At 73.6% G+C, this 16584-nt stretch carries 17 protein-coding genes; 12 read left to right on the top strand and 5 right to left on the bottom strand.

Annotated elements, in window-relative coordinates; translation table 11 throughout:
• Positions 1–102: 102 nt before the first annotated feature.
• A complete protein-coding gene (ileS, locus tag G6553_RS09595; RefSeq protein ID WP_166191463.1) occupies positions 103–3324 on the top strand; it encodes an isoleucine--tRNA ligase in 3222 nt (1073 codons plus the stop codon).
• On the opposite strand, the gene G6553_RS09590 is transcribed toward ileS, so the two are convergent.
• On the bottom strand, positions 3325–4176 hold the full coding sequence (locus G6553_RS09590; RefSeq protein ID WP_166191460.1) for an LLM class F420-dependent oxidoreductase: 852 nt from the start codon (positions 4174–4176) through the stop codon (positions 3325–3327).
• 73 nt (positions 4177–4249) lie between these two features.
• On the opposite strand from G6553_RS09590, the gene dapE reads away from it, so the two are divergent.
• The 5 genes from dapE to G6553_RS09565 all read left to right on the top strand — a co-directional run bounded on the left by dapE (position 4250) and on the right by G6553_RS09565 (position 7653).
• Positions 4250–5347 carry a succinyl-diaminopimelate desuccinylase gene (gene dapE, locus G6553_RS09585; RefSeq protein ID WP_166191457.1) on the top strand — a complete coding sequence of 366 codons (1098 nt, stop codon included), beginning with the start codon at positions 4250–4252 and terminating at the stop codon, positions 5345–5347.
• Positions 5344–6099 (top strand): TIGR00730 family Rossman fold protein, encoded by a 756-nt coding sequence (locus G6553_RS09580; RefSeq protein ID WP_347565612.1) that lies wholly within the window; start codon positions 5344–5346, stop codon positions 6097–6099. The genes dapE and G6553_RS09580 overlap by 4 nt, the downstream gene beginning before the upstream one ends.
• On the top strand, positions 6099–6368 hold the full coding sequence (locus G6553_RS09575; protein WP_166191454.1) for a DivIVA domain-containing protein: 270 nt from the start codon (positions 6099–6101) through the stop codon (positions 6366–6368). The genes G6553_RS09580 and G6553_RS09575 overlap by 1 nt, the downstream gene beginning before the upstream one ends.
• 15 nt (positions 6369–6383) lie before the next feature.
• Positions 6384–6806 carry a hypothetical protein gene (locus G6553_RS09570; protein ID WP_166191451.1) on the top strand — a complete coding sequence of 141 codons (423 nt, stop codon included), beginning with the start codon at positions 6384–6386 and terminating at the stop codon, positions 6804–6806.
• Positions 6807–6870: 64 nt separating this feature from the next.
• Positions 6871–7653, top strand: coding sequence for a murein peptide amidase A (locus G6553_RS09565; protein ID WP_166191448.1), 783 nt, complete (start codon positions 6871–6873; stop codon positions 7651–7653).
• Positions 7654–7782: 129 nt separating this feature from the next.
• Here G6553_RS09565 and G6553_RS09560 read toward each other — a convergent pair whose 3' ends face one another.
• Both G6553_RS09560 and G6553_RS09555 read right to left on the bottom strand, forming a co-directional pair.
• Positions 7783–8616 (bottom strand): enoyl-CoA hydratase-related protein, encoded by an 834-nt coding sequence (locus G6553_RS09560; RefSeq protein ID WP_166191445.1) that lies wholly within the window; start codon positions 8614–8616, stop codon positions 7783–7785.
• Positions 8613–9407, bottom strand: a complete 795-nt coding sequence (locus G6553_RS09555; protein WP_166191443.1) for a PaaX family transcriptional regulator C-terminal domain-containing protein — start codon at positions 9405–9407, stop codon at positions 8613–8615. The genes G6553_RS09560 and G6553_RS09555 overlap by 4 nt, the downstream gene beginning before the upstream one ends.
• 170 nt (positions 9408–9577) lie before the next feature.
• On the opposite strand from G6553_RS09555, the gene G6553_RS09550 reads away from it, so the two are divergent.
• The 3 genes from G6553_RS09550 to G6553_RS09540 are packed head-to-tail and all read left to right on the top strand — an operon-like array spanning position 9578 to position 11700.
• Positions 9578–9745, top strand: a complete 168-nt coding sequence (locus G6553_RS09550) for a DUF3117 domain-containing protein (protein ID WP_166191440.1) — start codon at positions 9578–9580, stop codon at positions 9743–9745.
• 31 nt (positions 9746–9776) lie between these two features.
• Entirely contained in the window at positions 9777–11345 is a 1569-nt protein-coding gene (locus G6553_RS09545; RefSeq protein WP_166191437.1) for a leucyl aminopeptidase family protein, read from the top strand.
• Positions 11346–11361: 16 nt separating this feature from the next.
• The gene (locus G6553_RS09540) at positions 11362–11700 is read left to right on the top strand and encodes a hypothetical protein (RefSeq protein WP_166191434.1); all 339 of its coding nucleotides are present in this window, start codon (positions 11362–11364) and stop codon (positions 11698–11700) included.
• Here the strand turns inward: G6553_RS09540 and G6553_RS09535 are convergent.
• Complete coding sequence (locus G6553_RS09535) at positions 11630–12178, bottom strand: MarR family transcriptional regulator (RefSeq protein WP_347565611.1); 549 nt, start codon at positions 12176–12178, stop codon at positions 11630–11632. The two genes, G6553_RS09540 and G6553_RS09535, sit on opposite strands and share 71 nt — an antisense overlap.
• Positions 12179–12239: 61 nt before the next feature.
• Here G6553_RS09535 and G6553_RS09530 point away from each other — a divergent pair, with 61 nt between their 5' ends.
• Complete coding sequence (locus tag G6553_RS09530; RefSeq protein ID WP_347565610.1) at positions 12240–14294, top strand: MMPL family transporter; 2055 nt, start codon at positions 12240–12242, stop codon at positions 14292–14294.
• A gap of 130 nt (positions 14295–14424) precedes the next feature.
• Here the strand turns inward: G6553_RS09530 and G6553_RS09525 are convergent, their stop codons facing one another.
• Entirely contained in the window at positions 14425–15081 is a 657-nt protein-coding gene (locus tag G6553_RS09525; protein ID WP_347565609.1) for an O-methyltransferase, read from the bottom strand.
• 166 nt (positions 15082–15247) lie between these two features.
• On the opposite strand from G6553_RS09525, the gene sigE reads away from it, so the two are divergent.
• Positions 15248–15865: an RNA polymerase sigma factor SigE gene (gene sigE / locus G6553_RS09520; RefSeq protein WP_166191425.1), complete on the top strand. Its 618-nt coding sequence runs from the start codon at positions 15248–15250 to the stop codon at positions 15863–15865.
• The gene (locus G6553_RS09515; protein WP_166191422.1) at positions 15865–16368 is read left to right on the top strand and encodes a hypothetical protein; all 504 of its coding nucleotides are present in this window, start codon (positions 15865–15867) and stop codon (positions 16366–16368) included. Before sigE ends, G6553_RS09515 begins: the two co-directional genes overlap by 1 nt.
• Positions 16369–16584 lie beyond the last annotated feature (216 nt).

Genomic DNA, 16584 nt, shown 5'->3' with positions numbered 1-16584 from the left:
TCCAGCAGCACCGGGCGGCAAGCAGGGTGGTACCGCGGTCCGGCCGGATCGTCCCTGTGGTTTCGAGAAGGACCCACCGTCGAAGCTGCAGGAGCAACCCGAATGACGTACCCGAAGGTCTCCACCTCCGAGAGCGGCGTGCCGTCCACCCCGAGGTTCCCCGCGATCGAGGAGCGGGTGCTGGCCTACTGGGACGCCGACGGCACCTTCCAGGCGAGCGTCGACCAGCGCGACCCGGGCGCGGACGCGAGCAACGAGTTCGTCTTCTACGACGGGCCTCCGTTCGCCAACGGGCTGCCGCACTACGGCCACCTGCTGACCGGCTACGTCAAGGACATCGTCCCGCGCTACCAGACCATGCGCGGCAAGCGCGTCGAGCGCCGCTTCGGCTGGGACACGCACGGCCTGCCCGCCGAGCTCGAGGCGATGCGGCTCAACGGCATCAAGACCACCGACGAGATCGTCGAGATGGGCATCGACCGGTTCAACGAGGCCTGCCGCGAGTCGGTGATGAAGTACACCGGCGAGTGGCGCGAGTACGTCACCCGCCAGGCGCGCTGGGTCGACTTCGACCGCGACTACCGGACCATGAACCCGGAGTACATGGAGTCGGTCATCTGGGCGTTCAAGCGCCTGCACGACAAGGGCCTGGTCTACGAGGGCTTCCGCGTGCTGCCCTACTGCTGGAACGACGAGACGCCGCTGTCCAACCACGAGCTGCGCATGGACGACGACGTCTACCAGAACCGCCAGGACCCGGCGGTCACCGTCGGCTACGACATCACCTCCGACCACGAGCTGAAGGGCGCCAAGCTCCTCGTCTGGACGACCACGCCGTGGACGCTGCCGAGCAACCTCGCGGTCATGGTCGGCTCCGACATCGACTACGTCGCGGTCGAGGCCGACGGCGTCCGCTACGTCCTCGCCGAGGCGCGCCTCGGCGCCTACGCCCGCGAGCTCGGCGACGAGCCGACCGTGGTGTGGCGCGGGAAGGGCACCGACCTGCTCGGGCTGACCTACACCCCGCCGTTCTCCTACTACCTCGGCCACGAGCGTGCCTTCCGCGTCGTGCCCGCCGACGACGCCGTCACCACCACCGACGGCACCGGGCTGGTGCACACCGCCGGCGCGTTCGGCGAGGTCGACAAGGAGGTCACCGACCGCGAGGGCATCGAGCCGGTGATGCCGGTCGGCAAGGACGGCCGGTTCACCCACCCGGTCGCGGAGTACGCCGGCATGCAGGTCTTCGACGCCAACCCGCACGTCATCGACCACCTCAAGGCCGCGACCCGTGGCGAGACCGGCGAGGCCGCCGGTGCCGTCACGCCGGGCACGGTGCTGCTGCGCCGCGAGACCTACGACCACGCGTACCCGCACTGCTGGCGCTGCCGCGAGCCCCTGATCTACAAGGGCGTCTCGTCGTGGTTCGTCGAGGTCACCGCGATCAAGGACCGGATGCTCGAGCTCAACCAGCAGATCCGCTGGGTGCCCGACCACATCCAGGACGGCCAGTTCGGCAAGTGGCTGGCCAACGCCCGCGACTGGTCGATCACCCGCAACCGGTTCTGGGGCAGCCCGGTCCCGGTGTGGAAGAGCGACGACCCGGCGTACCCGCGCCTCGACGTCTACGGCTCCTTCGAGGAGCTCGAGCGCGACTTCGGCACGCTGCCGCGCAACAAGGACGGCCAGCCCGACCTCCACCGGCCGTACGTCGACGAGCTGGTCCGCCCGAACCCGGACGACCCGACCGGCCGCTCGATGATGCGCCGCGTGCCCGACGTGCTCGACGTGTGGTTCGACTCGGGCTCGATGAGCTTCGCGCAGAACCACTACCCGTTCGAGAACGCCGAGTGGTTTGACGGCACCGCTGAGAAGAAGGGCCACTTCCCGGGGGACTTCATCGTCGAGTACATCGGCCAGACCCGCGGCTGGTTCTACACCCTGCACGTACTGGCGACCGCGCTGTTCGACAAGCCGGCGTTCCAGTCGTGCATCAGCCACGGCATCGTGCTCGGCAGCGACGGCAACAAGATGAGCAAGTCGCTGCGCAACTACCCCGACGTGCGCGAGGTCTTCGAGCGCGACGGGGCCGACGCGATGCGCTGGTTCCTCATGTCGAGCCCGATCCTGCGTGGCGGCAACCTGGTCGTCACCGAGCAGGGCATCCGCGACTCGGTGCGCCAGGTGATGATCCCGCTGTGGAACAGCTGGTACTTCTTCCAGCTCTACGCCAACGCCGCGAACGACGGTGCCGGGTACGCCGCCCAGTGGTCGACCGACTCCAAGGACCCGCTCGATCGCTACCTGCTCGCCAAGCTGCGGCAGTACGTCGAGACGATGACCACGCAGCTCGACGAGTACGCCGTGGCCGACGCGTGCGAGACGACGCGGTCGTTCCTCGACGTGCTGACCAACTGGTACATCCGTCGCTCGCGCGACCGCTTCTGGGGTGACTCCACCGAGGCCTTCGACACGCTCTACACGGTGCTCGAGGTCGTCTGCCGGACCGTCGCCCCGCTGCTGCCGCTGACCACCGAGGAGGTCTGGCGCGGGCTGACCGGCGAGCGGTCGGTGCACCTGGCCGACTGGCCGGACGTCTCCGCGCTGCCGGCCGACGACGCGCTGGTCGCCGCGATGGACCAGGTCCGCGAGGTCTGCTCGGCCACGTCCGCGCTGCGCAAGGCGGGCAACCTGCGCAACCGGCTGCCGCTGTCGACGCTGACCGTGGTCGTCGACGGCCCGGCCGCGCTGGCCGGCTTCGAGGGGATCGTGGCCGACGAGGTCAACGTCAAGCAGGTGCGCCTGCTGGCCGCGGCCTCCGACGAGGCGGCGTCCTACGGCGTGGAGCAGAAGCTGACCGTCAACGCCCGCGCCGCCGGCCCCCGGCTCGGCAAGGACGTGCAGGTCGCGATCAAGGGCTCGAAGACCGGCGACTGGTCGGTGGCCGAGGACGGCACCGTGACCTCGGGCGGGCTGGCGCTGCAGGAGGGCGAGTACACCCTCGAGACCGTCGCCGGATCGGCCGACGCCGACTCCGCGACCGGCGTGCTCCGCAGCGGCGGCTTCGTCGTGCTCGACACCGCAGTGACGCCGCAGCTGGCGGCCGAGGGCCTCGCCCGCGACCTGGTCCGCCAGGTGCAGCAGGCCCGCCGCGACGCCGGCCTGGAGGTCTCCGACCGGATCGCGCTCACCGTCGCCGGGTCGTCCGACGTGCTGGCCGCCGCCGACACCCACCGCGACCTGCTGACCAGCGAGACGCTGGCCACGTCGCTCGAGCTGGTCGCCGGCGACGGCGAGCCGCAGGTGACGGTCGCGAAGGCCTGATCAGGCGGAGAGGCCGAGGCGGCTCGCCGTCCGGTCGAGGCTGGCGAGCACCTCGTCCTCGGACCTGTCGGGGACGCCCCAGATGAGCTCGGTGCAGCCGGCCTCAGCCCAGGCGGCGAGCTCGGCGGGGTCGGGCTTGAAGGCGATGAGGACCCGGATGTCCGGGGCGCCGTCGCGGCCGGCCTCGGCCCATGCCTTCTTCAGCGCCTCGATGTTGGCGAGGACGTCCTGCTGGGTGGGGGTGGTCATCCAGCCGTCGGCGTTCTCAGCGATCCAGCGGAACGTCTTCGGACCGCCCCCGGCGCCGATGATGAGCGGTACGTGGGCCTGGACCGGCTTGGGGTAGGCCCAGGACGGCCCGAACGACACGAACTGCCCGTCGTACGACGCCTCCTCCTGCGTCCACAGCGCCCGCATCGCCTCGACGTACTCCCGCAGCACCGTGCGGCGCTTGCCCGGCGGCACGGAGTGGTCCTCGAGCTCGTCGGTGTTCCAGCCGAAGCCGGCGCCGATGGTGACGCGGCCGCCGGACAGGTGGTCGAGGGTGGCGATCTGCTTGGCCAGCGTGATCGGGTCGGACTCGACGGGCAGGGCGACGGCCGTCGACAGCCGGATCCGCGTGGTGACCGCGGCGGCGGTGGCCAGCGAGATCCACGGGTCGAGCGTGCGGAGGTAGCGGTCGTCGGGCAGCGTCTCGTCGCCGGTGCCGGGGTGGGCGGCGGTCCGCTTGACCGGGATGTGGGTGTGCTCGGGGACGTAGATCGTGTCGAACCCACGCTCCTCGCCCGCCTTCGCGAGGGCGGCCGGGGTGATGCCGCGGTCGGAGGTGAAGAGGACGAGGCCGTTGCGCATGGGCGTGACACTAGAACGTGTTCCACCCGCGGCGGAAGGGCGGCGGTCGCGGCCCGGCTGCTTGGATGGAGGCATGGCCACCCTCGACCTCTCGCTGGACGCCGTCTCGCTCACCGCGGCCCTCGTCGACATCGAGTCCGTGAGCCGCGACGAGGCGGAGATCGCCGACGCCGTCGAGGCGGCCCTGCGCCCGCTCGAGCACCTCGAGGTGGTGCGCCACGGGCACACCGTCGTCGCCCGCACCGACCTGGGTCGCGGCGAGCGGGTCGTCATCGCCGGCCACCTCGACACCGTCCCGGTCAACGACAACCTGCCGAGCCGGCTCGAGGACGGCGTGCTGCACGGCCTCGGCACCTGCGACATGAAGGGCGGTGACGCGGTCATCCTCAGGCTCGCGGCGACGGTGCCCGAGCCGGTGCGCGACGTGACCTACGTCCTCTACGAGGCCGAGGAGATCGACGCGACGTACAACGGCCTCCGGCTGCTCGCCGAAGCACGCCCGGACCTGATGGACGCCGACTTCGCGATCCTCATGGAGCCCTCCAACGCCTCGGTCGAGGCCGGCTGCCAGGGCACGCTGCGCGCCGAGGTGCGCACCACCGGCGAGCGCGCGCACTCCGCCCGCTCGTGGCGCGGCGTCAACGCCATCCACGGCGCCGCCGAGGTGCTCAACCGGCTCGCCGCCTACGAGCCGCGGCGGCCGGTGATCGACGGGCTGGAGTACCACGAGGGTCTCAACGCCGTCCGCATCTCCGGTGGCGTCGCCGGCAACGTCGTCCCCGACGAGTGCGTCGTCGAGGTCAACTTCCGCTTCGCCCCGGACCGCTCGGAGGCCGAGGCCGAGGCGTTCGTCCGCGACTACTTCGAGGGGTACGACGTCCGGCTGACCGACATGTCGCCGGGCGCGCTGCCCGGGCTCGACCGGCCGGCCGCGAAGGCGTTCGTCGAGGCGGTCGGCGGCGAGGTCGCGCCGAAGTTCGGGTGGACCGACGTCGCCCGGTTCACCGCGCTGGGCGTGCCGGCGGTCAACTTCGGCCCCGGCGACCCGCTCTACGCCCACAAGCAGGACGAGCACGTGCCGGTCGAGCACATCGAGCGCTGCGAGCAACAGCTGCGGGCCTGGCTCACCGGCGCGACGTCGGGCCGGGCGACGGGAGAGGTGGACGCGTGAGGTCGAAGTCCAAGGGGCCCGTCGTGCAGCGTCGCGACCAGGTCGACGGGAGCACCACCGACCAGCGGCTGCTCGACTCCCGCGGCGACAGCGGCTGGGTGCACACCGATCCGTGGCGCGTCCTGAAGATCCAGGCCGAGTTCGTCGAGGGGTTCGGCGCGCTGGCCGAGCTCGGGCCGGCGATCGCGGTGTTCGGCTCGGCCCGCACGCCGGTCGACCACCCGTCGTACGCCGCGGGGGAGGAGCTGGGCAGGCGGCTGGCCGAGGCGGGGTTCGCGGTGATCACCGGTGGCGGACCGGGTGCGATGGAGGCCGCCAACAAGGGCGCGAGCGAGGCCGGCGGGGTCAGCGTCGGGCTCGGCATCGAGCTGCCCTTCGAGACCGGGTTGAACGAGTGGTCCGACGTCGGGATCAACTTCCGCTACTTCTTCGCCCGCAAGACGATGTTCGTGAAGTACTCCCAGGGATTCGCCGTGCTGCCCGGCGGCGTCGGCACGCTGGACGAGCTGTTCGAGGCGATGACGCTCGTGCAGACGAAGAAGGTGACGAGCTTCCCGATCGTGCTCATCGGCACCGACTACTGGCGCGGGATGGTCGACTGGCTGCGCGACACGGTCGCGGCCGAGGGCAAGATCGCCGTGGAGGACCTCGACATGCTGACCCTGACCGACGACCTCGACGAGGTGGTGGCGCTGATGCGGGCGGCGCGCGACGGCGACGGGGCCGTCGACGGGGAGGCTGACGACCGGTGATGTGGTTCTTCGCCGTCCTGGTGGTGCTGCTCATGGGCGGCATCGCCGCCGTGGCCGCCGGGCGCGGCACCCCCATGAGCGAGGTCGAGCACGACCGCCTGGCCGTGGACCTGCCCGCCGACCGGCCGGTGACGGCCGCGGACCTGCGGCGGGTGCGCTTCCCGCTGGCGCTGCGGGGCTACCGGATGGCCGACGTCGACGCGCTCCTCGACCGGCTCGCCCGCGAGCGCGAGGCCGCGGACGTCCGTGGCGACGACCACACGGCGTAGGGCAGACTGCGCCGCGTGTCCAGCGAGGTCGTCGTCTACGTCCTGACCGCCCTCGGGGCCGTCGTGGTCGTGCTGACCCGGCTGCGCCTGCGCGGTGAGGGCGGCGCCGGCCGGCTGCGCGTGGCTCCCCGCCTGCTCGACCTGCACACCGGCGCCGGCGTCGCGGCGCTCGTCGTGTGGACCGTCTTCCTCCTCGCACCGCCGGACTCGCCCCTCGGCGGCGACACCGTCGGCATCATCGGCCTGGGTTGCTGGTGGCTCCTGGTCGTCGCAGGGATCGGCATCCTCGTCCGCTGGCTGCCCACCCGTGGCCGCCACGCGTCCGCCGGTGCCGAGGACTCCTGGTCCGAGGGCCCCGGCCTGTCGCTGCTCGCCCACCTCGGCACGCTGGCCGGCGTCTGCGTCCTGACCTGGGCCTACCTGACCTCCGTCGTCTGAGCCGATCCCGACCGAGCCGATCCCGACCGAGCCGATCCCGACCGAGCCGATCCGAGGAGCGCCCGTGCGCCGTCCCCGCCTGCTGACCGCCGTCGCCGGCCTCGCGCTGGTCCTCGCCAGCGCACCGGCGGCACCCGCCGCGGCACCCGAGCGCGCCGCTCCGGAGCGCCCGGCGGTCGTCGGCAAGCGCGTCCTCGGCACGTCGGCGCAGGACCGCGACATCGTCGCCTGGCGCCTCGGCGAGCCGGACCGCCCGGGCGTGCCGACCGTCGTGCTCATCTCGACCATGCACGGCGACGAACCCGCGACCCGGCACATCCTCACCGCGCTGCGCGACGGCCCGCCGGTCGTCGGTGTCGACCTGTGGATCGTGCCGACCTACAACCCCGACGGACTCGCCGCCGGCACCCGGCGCAGCGCCCGCGGCGTCGACCTCAACCGCAACTACCCCTACAAGTGGGCCGACCTCGACGGGCGCTACGAGTCCGGGCCGAAGGCGGCGTCCGGGCCGGAGACGAAGGCGATGATGGGCTTCCTCGCCGACGTCCGGCCCGACTACCTGCTGAGCTTCCACCAGCCGTTGCACGGCGTCGACACCGACACCAAGCGGCCGCGCTTCGCCCGCAAGGTCGCCCGACACCTCGGCCTGCCGCGCAAGACCTTCGACTGCGGCGGCGTCTGCCACGGCACGATGACCGGCTGGTTCAACCACCGGTTCAAGGGAGCCGCGCTCACGGTCGAGTACGCCGCCAAGCCGTCGCGCCGCCGGCTGCGCACGGTCGTCCCCGACCAGGTGCTGTCGATCTTCGACGCCTACCGCGGACACCTGGACTGGGGGCAGCCCTAGTCGGTCCCGGGTGCAAACAATCGTTCAACTGCTGGGTCGTGGACCGGATCCGCGCGGCTGAGGCGCTGCAACCGCGCCATTGAACGATCTTCGAGGCCCGGCCAGGACCCGCCGGTCCCGGCCAGACCCTCAACGGCCCTCGAACACCGGCTTCTGCTTCGCGACGAACGCATCGACGGCGGCCCGGTGGTCCTCGGTGGCGCCGGTGAGCTGCATCATCGAGGACTCGAAGGCGACGGCCTCCTCGAAGGTGTGGCCGGCGGCGTACGCCACGGAACGGCGGATCGAGCCGAGCGCGACCGTCGGCCCGGCGGCGAGCCGGACGGCGAGGGCGCGCGCCTCCTCGGCGAGCGTCTCGGGGGAGTGCAGCGAGGTCGCGAGGCCGATCTCGAGAGCCTCGGCCGCCGGCACGGTGCGCGGCAGGTAGAGCAGCTCGAGCGCCTTGGCCTGCCCCACGAGCAGCGGGAGGTGGTAGCTGGCGCCGGTGTCGCAGGAGAGGCCGACGTTGGCGAAGGCGAGGTTGAAGCCGGCGGTGTCGGCGACCAGGCGCAGGTCGCAGGCGAAGGCGAGGCTCGCGCCGGCGCCCGCGGCGACGCCGTTGACCGCGGCGACGACCGGCTTGGCCATGCCGGCGAGCGTGGTGACGATCGGGTTGTAGTGCTCGTCGACGGTGGAGAACAGCGCCTCGCTCCCGCCGCCCCGCAGCAGCTGGACGTGCTCCTTGAGATCCTGGCCGGTGCAGAACGCGCGGCCGGTGCCGGTCAGCAGCACGCAGCGCACGGCCGGGTCCTCGGCGACGTGCTGGACCATCTCGCGCAGCAGCACCTTGGTCGCGACGTCGAGGCTGTTCATCGCGTCGGGCCGGTTGAGCGTGATGGTCGCGACGCCCTCGGAGACGTCGAGGAGCACGGGCGCCTGGGTCGCGTCGGGCGTGGCGGCGGGAGAGGGGCTGGCGGAGGTCATGCGGGGCAGTCTGCCGCGCTCGGCAGGCAGCGCGCGACGAACCTGTCCGCTGCGGGCTTCAGCCGCTCGGCCTCGGCGGCGAAGCGCTGTGCGGCCTCGTCGCGCGGCCAGTCAGCCGGCAGCACCTCCGCCGGCAGCCCCGGATCGGCGAAGAGGAACTTGCGCCACTCGTGGACCAGGTGGAAGCGCGCCGCGAACGCCGCCTCGTCCGGGTCGTTGTGCGCGGCGAGGTGGTCCGCGACGAGCCCGCCCGCAGCCGCCGGCCACCCGGCGTACGACGTCCGCAGCGCCGCCAGGTCCCACGCGTCGACCGGGGAGGGGTCGACGTCGCGGGCGCGGGCGGTCCGCGCGGTCGCACCGGCCCGGCCGAGCGCGCCGTCGAGCTCCGGGCTCGCGAGCGGGCCGACCCAGACGGTGTCGGCGAGCTCGGCGTACCCCAGGTAGGCCAGGTCGGCGCGGAGCCGCGTGCGCGCGCTCCGGTCGGGCGGGTAGGTGACCAGCACCAGGTGCCAGTGGCCGTCCCACGGCTCGTCGCGGCGCCGGTAGATCCGGGCGCGTGCCTCGTCGAGGCGCCGGGTGGCCTGGTCGGTGGCGCGGTAGCCGCGGCCGTCGGGCAGCGCGACGGGCTCGAGCCAGCCCTGCATGACCATGCGGGAGATCGCCGTGCGGACCGCCGGGGCCGCGATGCCGACCGGCGCGAGCAGGCGCACGAGCGCGGCGACCGGCGCCTGGGAGTCGCACGCGCGGAGGTGGTCACCGTAGAGGTCGAAGAGGGCCGACCGCGCGTGCATGCACCGAGTCTGTCACCGGTGGGAGGGCGCCGACCCGCGCGTCCCACGGGCCGAGGTGTGGGGACCGGTCACACTTCGAGGTCCGATAGGGGATAATGGAGGTCACACGGCTGGCGGGGCGCCTGGACCTCGTCGGTCTCGAGGACTGCAACACGAGAAGAGGTGCCGGGATGGCGGCAATGAAGCCACGAACGGGTGACGGTCCGCTCGAGGTCACCAAGGAAGGGCGCGGCATCGTCATGCGCGTCCCCCTCGAGGGCGGCGGTCGTCTGGTCGTCGAGCTCAACGCCGAGGAGGCCGGAGCGCTCGGCGACGCCCTCAAGGCCGTCGTCGGCTGACGCCGACCACGCATCCGCCTCGCGCCGCGTCGTGCCCCCCACCTCGTCCGACCGCCCGCCCGCCCTCTCGCTCCCGTCCCAGGTCTCACCGCCCGAGCTCGCGCTGAGCGGTGCCCGGCCGCTCGCGGTCGACGGTGTGGAGGTGGTGGCCCTGCCGGTCGTCCCGGGTGAGGGGGACGGCGCCGCGCCGGTGCTCGGCCCCGGTGCCGACGAGGTCGGCGAGCAGCTCGGCGTCGACCTGGTCTCGCTGCTCGAGGCCGAGCGCGCGAGCGGCGAGGCCGGGCGGGTCGTCGCCTACCCGGTGCCGCTCGGCGGGCCCGAGCAGGGCTCGCTGCGGCGCGTGCTGCTGGTCGGTGTCGGCGAGCAGCGCCCGGCGGACTTCCGCAAGGCGGGCGCGGCGCTCGGCCGAGCCGTCAAGGACGTCCGCGCCGTCGCGACGACCGTGCCGGCACTCGACCCCGACACCGGCCTCGAGCCGTTCGTCGTCGGTCTCGTGCTCGGTTCCTTCGGCTTCTCCTGGCGGTCCACGCCGCCCGAGCAGGTCCCGGTCGAGCAGGTCGTGCTGGCCGCGCTCGACCCGACGGCGTACGACGGCGCCCTGCGGCGCGCGCTCGCCGTCGCCGGCGCCGGGTGGCGCTCGCGGACCCTCGCCACGGTCCCCTCCAACCTGAAGAACCCGGCCTGGCTCGCCGAGGAGGCGCGCCGCCTCGCCGACGAGGCGGGCCTCGGTTACCGCGTCTGGGACGAGCAGCAGCTCGCCGCCGAGGGGTTCGGCGGCATCCTCGGCGTCGGCCAGGCCTCGGCGACACCGCCGCGCCTGGTGCAGCTCGACTACGCGCCGCGCCGCGCCGGACGGCGTACGCCCACGGTCGTGCTGGTCGGCAAGGGCATCACCTTCGACTCCGGCGGCCTGTCCATCAAGCCCGCGCAGGCGATGGCGAACATGAAGCGCGACATGACCGGCGGGGCCGTCGTGCTCGCGACCATGGCGGCGCTCAAGGACGTCGGCTGCCCCGTCCGCGTCGTCGGCCTGGTGCCGATGGCGGAGAACGCCGTCTCCGGCAACGCCCTGCGCCCCGGCGACGTCGTGCGCCACTGGGGCGGGCGGACCACCGAGATCACCAACACCGACGCCGAGGGGCGGGTCGTCATGGCCGACGCGCTGGCGTACGCCGTCGCCGAGCTCGACCCGACCGTCGTCGTCGACGTCGCCACGCTCACCGGAGCGATGAAGGTGGCCCTCGGCCAGCAGGTCGGCGGGTTCTTCGCCAACCGCGAGACCCTGGCCGCCGCGATCTCCGCGGCCGGCGAGGCGTCTGGTGAGCCGCTGTGGCGGATGCCGCTCGCGGACGTCTACGAGGACAAGCTGGCGTCGAAGGTCGCCGACGCCGACAACGGCGCCGGTGGTCCGGGAGCGATCACCGCGGCGCTGTTCCTCCAGCACTTCGTCGGCGACGTCCCGTGGGCGCACCTCGACGTGGCCTCCGTGGGCGACGCGCCGGCCGACGCGGACGAGTGGACCGAGGGGCCGACCGGCTTCGGCGCCCGCGCGTTGCTGACCTGGCTCGGCGGCGAGGCCCCGCTCGACGGCATCGCCTGATGGCCCGGGAGCAGCGGTGAAGGGGCTGAGCATCCGCTGGTCGCTCGTCGACGCGCCCGCAGGCGTCGAGGAGCAGCTGGCGGCGTACGTCGCCGAGACCTCGCACGCGCGCTTCACCGGGATGGCCGGGTTGCGGTTCAAGACCTGGCGGGTGCGGCCGGGCGAGTGGTTCGAGGGGCTCTACCTGTTCGCGACCGACGAGGCGCGGGCGGCGTTCCAGGAGGAGTTCACTGCCGGCGCCGCCGACGCGCCGGGCTCGCGGATGGTCGGCGCCCCGCCGGTGCTCATCGAGCCGTGGGACCTCGTGGCCGTCGCGGAGGGCTGGGAAGGGTTCGAGGCGACGCCTCGGGGCTGAGCGGCTCGCCGGCCTGCCCAGCGGCCTGTCCAGCAGCCTGTCCACCTGCCTGCTCGCTGATCCGGCCCAGCGCCGCGGTCGCACCGGTCAGGTAGCGCTCGATGACGGCCTTCTCGTCGTCGTCGAAGTCCTCGTCGAGGGCGCGGAGCGCCACCAGCATGGGGGAGAGGTGCGCGAGCACCTCCGCGCGGCCGGAGTCGGTGAGGTGCAGCTCGGTGCGCCGGCGGTCGGCGGCGTGCGCACGGCGTACGACGTGACCGCGCGCCGCGAGCCGGTCGGCGATGCCGGTGGACGCAGCGGTGGAGACGCCCAGCAGGCGGGCCAGCTCGGCGGGGCCGATCGAGCCGCGGCTGAGGTGCTGGAGCGCGACCATCTCGTGCTCGCTGAGGCCGGCGGCCCGGGCGATGGTGTGCCGCATGCGGACCCCGGCTTCGACGAGGTCGCGCAGGGCACCCAGAAGGCCATGCTGGTCGGCCACTTTTCTCACCTGCTTAGCATCTTTTCGTCTGAACGAATCGTACGTCCTTGAGGAGAACGCCGTGCCCGATCACCGGTCCATTCACCGGCCGCACCCCGTGACGTCGGTGATCGTCGCGCGGCGTACCGCATGGCTCTTCGCGTTCCTGCCGCTCGTGGCCGCCGTGCTCGGCCTGGTGCTGCTCGGCGAGGGCGACCGCGAGCAGCAGCCGCTCGACCAGCTGCCGCGCGACCTCGACTCCACGCTGGCGACCGAGCTCGAGCAGCGGCTCCCCGACGAGGGCTCGAACACCGCCGTCGTGCTGTGGACCGCCGACGAGGGGAAGGTCGACCGGGGCGCACTGGAGGAGCTGCGCTCGGTCGCGCAGGGCCTCGACGCGGTCGGCGGCGGCCCGCAGGGTCCGGTGTCGGTGGCCGAGGACGGCACCGCCGCGATCGCGATCGTGCAGGTCGCCCCGGGCTCCGCGACCGATGTGTCGGGCGAGGTCGAGGACCTGCGGAAGGAGCTCGACGAGACCGCGCCGGACGGCGTCACCGCGCAGGCGACGGGGCCCGCGGCGGTGCAGGCCGACCTCGCAGCGGTCTTCGACGGCGCGAACTTCCGCCTGCTCGCGGTCACGGCGTCCGTCGTGGCGCTGCTGCTGGTCATCACCTACCGCAGCCCGGTGCTCTGGATCGTCCCACTGCTCGTCGTGGGCATCGCCGACCGCTTCGCGGCCATCGCCGCGACCCAGGTGATGGCCGCGGTCGACGTGGCCTGGGACGAGTCGACCGTCGGCATCCTCTCGGTGCTGGTCTTCGGTGCCGGCACCAACTACGCCCTGTTGCTGATCTCGCGCTACCGCGACGAGCTGCGGCACGTCGAGGACCGGTACGCCGCCATGACCACCGCTCTGGCCCGCACCGCCGAGGCGGTGCTGGCCAGCGCCACCACCGTCGTGCTCGGCCTGCTCACGCTGCTGCTGTCCGTGGTGCCCACGACCCGCGGCCTCGGTCTGGCCTGCGCGATCGGCGTCGTCATCGCGGCGTTCTTCGCGCTGGTCGTGCTGCCGGCGTTCCTCGTCCTCTTCGGCCGGTGGATCTTCTGGCCCAAGGTCCCGCGGACCGGGCAGGCGGCCCTGGTCGACATGGACTCCTTCTGGCACCGCGTCGGCGCCCGGGTGGCCCGCAGGCCGGCGCTCTTCGCCACCGGCACCATCGCCCTCATCGCCGCGCTGTCCATCGGCCTGCTCGGCGTGAGCACCGGCCTCGACCAGGACGAGCAGTTCCTCGACGAGCCGGAGGCGATCTCGGCCTCGAACCGGCTCGCCGAGTCCTTCCCAGCCGGCCTGACCGACCCCACCCGCGTCGTCACCACCGCCGACCCGCGGGAGGTCGCCCAGGCCGTCGAGGGCGCCGAGGGCGTCGCCCAGGTCCAGCCCGGCCCGGAGGGTGACGGCGTCGCCCAGCTCAACGTCGTGCTCGAGGGATCGCCCGGCTCGGACGAGGCCGAGGACGCCATCGCCGCCATCCGTGGGGCGGTCGACGGCCTCGACGACACCCACGTCGGCGGCACCGAGGCGTCCGCGATCGACGCCCGCGAGGGCGCCGCCCGCGACCGGGTCGTCATCCTGCCGCTGATCCTCGGGCTGGTGCTTGGCGCGCTGCTGCTGCTCCTGCGCTCGGTCGTCGCGCCGCTGATCCTCGTCGCCACGGTGCTCGGCACGTACGCCGCCTCGATGGGTGCCGCGTGGTGGCTCTTCACCGGCCCGCTGGGCTTCTCCGCGCTCGATGAGTCGGTGCCGCTGCTGGCGTTCCTGTTCCTCGTCGCGCTCGGCGTCGACTACAACATCTTCCTCGTCACCCGCGCCCGCGAGGAGGCCACCGGCCACGGCTCCCGCGAGGGGATGCTCCGCGCGTTGGCCGCCACCGGTGGCGTCATCACCAGCGCCGGCGTGCTCCTCGCCGCGGTCTTCGCCGTCCTCGGCGTGCTGCCGCTGGTCGTCCTCGCCCAGGTCGGCACGGTCATCTGCATCGGCGTCCTGCTCGACACCCTGCTCGTCCGCACCGTGCTCGTCCCCGCCGCCGCCCTCATCCTCGGCGACCGGTTCTGGTGGCCGCGGAAGGTGCGCGCCTGAGGGGTGCAGCGGTCCTTCTGCGCGGGTCGTGTGCCTGTCGCCGCGGGCGGGCGCGTCCGGAGGCACACGACCCCGCCCAGGCGTCCCGCGCGGGACGCGACCGCGGAGCAGGGGCGGGTGGGTCAGCGGGTCAGTCGGACTCGGGGTTCCAGGTCTTCTTCGCGACGAGCAGCCCGTCGCCGACGGGGAGCATCAGGCTGACCAGGTCGGGGTGCTCGACGACGGTCCGGCCGAGGTCGCGGATGGCGACGGTCTCCTCGTCGCGCTGGGCGGGGTCGGCGACCCGGTCGTGCCACAGGGCGTTGTCGAAGGCCACCACGCCGCCGGGCCGCAGCAGCCGGAGCGCCTCGGTGAGGTAGGCGGCGTACTCCCGCTTGTCGCCGTCGCAGAAGACCAGGTCGTAGTGGCCGTCGGTCAGGCGGGGGAGGACGTCGAGGGCGGCGCCGGAGATGGTGCGGGCGCGCTGGGTGGCGATGCCGGCCTCGGTGAAGGACTGGCGGGCCAGGCGCTGGTGCTCGGTCTCGATGTCGACGGTCGTGAGGACACCGTCGCCGCGCATGCCGCGCAGCATCCAGAGCCCGGAGACGCCGGTGCCGGTGCCGATCTCGACCACCGCGCGGGCGTCGAGCACGGAGGCGAGGAAGCGCAGGGCCGCGCCGGCGCCGGGGCCGACCGGGACCACCCCCACCTCCTGGGCGCGGGCGCGCGCGGCGGCGAGGACCTCGTCCTCGGCCACGAACTCCTCGGCATAGCTCCAGCTGGCAGCACTCACCGGCGTCGTCGTCACCCGGCGAACCTACCGCGCCCGGACCGCTCGCAGCACCCGGCGCACCCGGGAACGCGGCGACGCGCTCGTGCGTTGGCAGAGGACGTGGGCAACCGGCTCACAGGGATCTCTCAGCGAGCACACCTACGGTGAGGGGGACGCAGTGGTCAGGTGGAGAGGGACCGTCATGGACGAGCGGGACGCAGCGCCCGGTCCGGAGCAGACCGGCACCCCCGGGGTGCCCACGTGGGACGAGGTCGTCGAGCAGCACTCCGACCGCGTCTACCGCCTGGCCTACCGGCTGACCGGGAACCGCCACGACGCCGAGGACCTCACGCAGGAGGTCTTCGTGCGGGTCTTCCGCTCGCTGTCGGGCTACACGCCGGGCACATTCGAGGGCTGGCTGCACCGCATCACCACCAACCTCTTCCTCGACCAGGCTCGCCGCAAGCAGCGCATCCGCTTCGACGCCCTCTCCGACGAGCGGGCCGACCGGCTGACGAGCGCGTCGCCCGCGCCCGAGGCGGCGTACGCCGACCAGCGCTTCGACGACGACGTGGAGCGGGCCCTGGCGACCCTGCCGCCAGACTTCCGCGCCGCTGTCGTGCTGTGCGACGTGGAGGGCCTCTCCTACGAGGAGATCGCCGAGATCCTCGGCGCGAAGCTCGGCACGGTCCGCTCGCGCATCCACCGTGGCCGCGCGATGCTGCGCAAGGCGCTCGCCCACCGGGCGCCCGCGGACGGGCGGCAGCGGTACTCCGGCCCCGTCGGGCACGAGGCGCTCGTCCCGGGACGGGACCGCTGATGGGCTCGCTGATGGGTCCGCTGGGCGGCCACCTCGGCGCCAAGGTCAGCGCGCTGCTCGACGGGCAGCTGCCCGCCGCCGAGGCCGAGCGCGCCTGGGCGCACGTGCACGCCTGCCACGCCTGCCGGGACCTCGTCGAGCGCGAGGGCTGGGTGAAGACGCGTCTGGTCGGCCTCTCGATGGGCGACTGCGGCGGCGCTCCCGACTCGCTCAAGGGCGCGCTGCGCTGCGGCCCCGCCGCAGCGGCGGGGATGCCTCCGGGCGACGTCTACCTGGCGATGGCGGCGGAGCGCGAGCAGCACCGCGGACGGCGTACGGCGAGCTTCGTGGCGATCGGCGGTGGCGCGGTCGGCGCCGCGGTCATGGGGGTCATCGCGCTCGGCGCGGCCCCGGCCGACGCGCCCCCGGTCGACCGTCGCGCGCCCGTCACCTCGATCGGCACCACGACCCCCGCGCCGGCCCCGTCGCCCACCCCGGGCGCGCCGGCGCTGCGCCGCCCCTGACCGGGCCCGCCGGTCGGGCGCGGCGGACCACCAGCCGCCCGTCATGATGGGCACGTGAACGACGAGCAGCCCGGCCCGAGCGGCGCGAGCGGTCCGGAGGAGACCCGCCCGCTGGGCCCGGCGCCCGGGTCCGGTGGCTCGTGGCTGCCGCCGACCGCGCAGCCGCGGCCGATGCAGTGGGACGCCCCCCGCCCGGCCGGCGGGCCGGCGCCGTAC

It is taken from the genome of Nocardioides sp. IC4_145, assembly GCF_011250565.1.
GTDB lineage: Bacteria > Actinomycetota > Actinomycetes > Propionibacteriales > Nocardioidaceae > Nocardioides.
The sequence above is the reverse complement of the archived record's forward strand: the minus strand, read 5'-3'. Positions and strand labels throughout refer to the sequence as shown.

Bases quoted from the DNA above. Each gene is read 5' to 3' on its own strand.
- ileS (WP_166191463.1), top strand. From the start codon at position 103: ATGACGTACCCGAAGGTCTCCACCTCCGAGAGCGGCGTGCCGTCCACC.
- G6553_RS09590 (WP_166191460.1), bottom strand. From the start codon at position 4,176: ATGCGCAACGGCCTCGTCCTCTTCACCTCCGACCGCGGCATCACCCCG.
- dapE (WP_166191457.1), top strand. From the start codon at position 4,250: ATGGCCACCCTCGACCTCTCGCTGGACGCCGTCTCGCTCACCGCGGCC.
- G6553_RS09575 (WP_166191454.1), top strand. From the start codon at position 6,099: ATGTGGTTCTTCGCCGTCCTGGTGGTGCTGCTCATGGGCGGCATCGCC.
- G6553_RS09560 (WP_166191445.1), bottom strand. From the start codon at position 8,616: ATGACCTCCGCCAGCCCCTCTCCCGCCGCCACGCCCGACGCGACCCAG.
- G6553_RS09555 (WP_166191443.1), bottom strand. From the start codon at position 9,407: ATGCACGCGCGGTCGGCCCTCTTCGACCTCTACGGTGACCACCTCCGC.
- G6553_RS09550 (WP_166191440.1), top strand. From the start codon at position 9,578: ATGGCGGCAATGAAGCCACGAACGGGTGACGGTCCGCTCGAGGTCACC.
- sigE (WP_166191425.1), top strand. From the start codon at position 15,248: ATGGACGAGCGGGACGCAGCGCCCGGTCCGGAGCAGACCGGCACCCCC.
- G6553_RS09515 (WP_166191422.1), top strand. From the start codon at position 15,865: ATGGGCTCGCTGATGGGTCCGCTGGGCGGCCACCTCGGCGCCAAGGTC.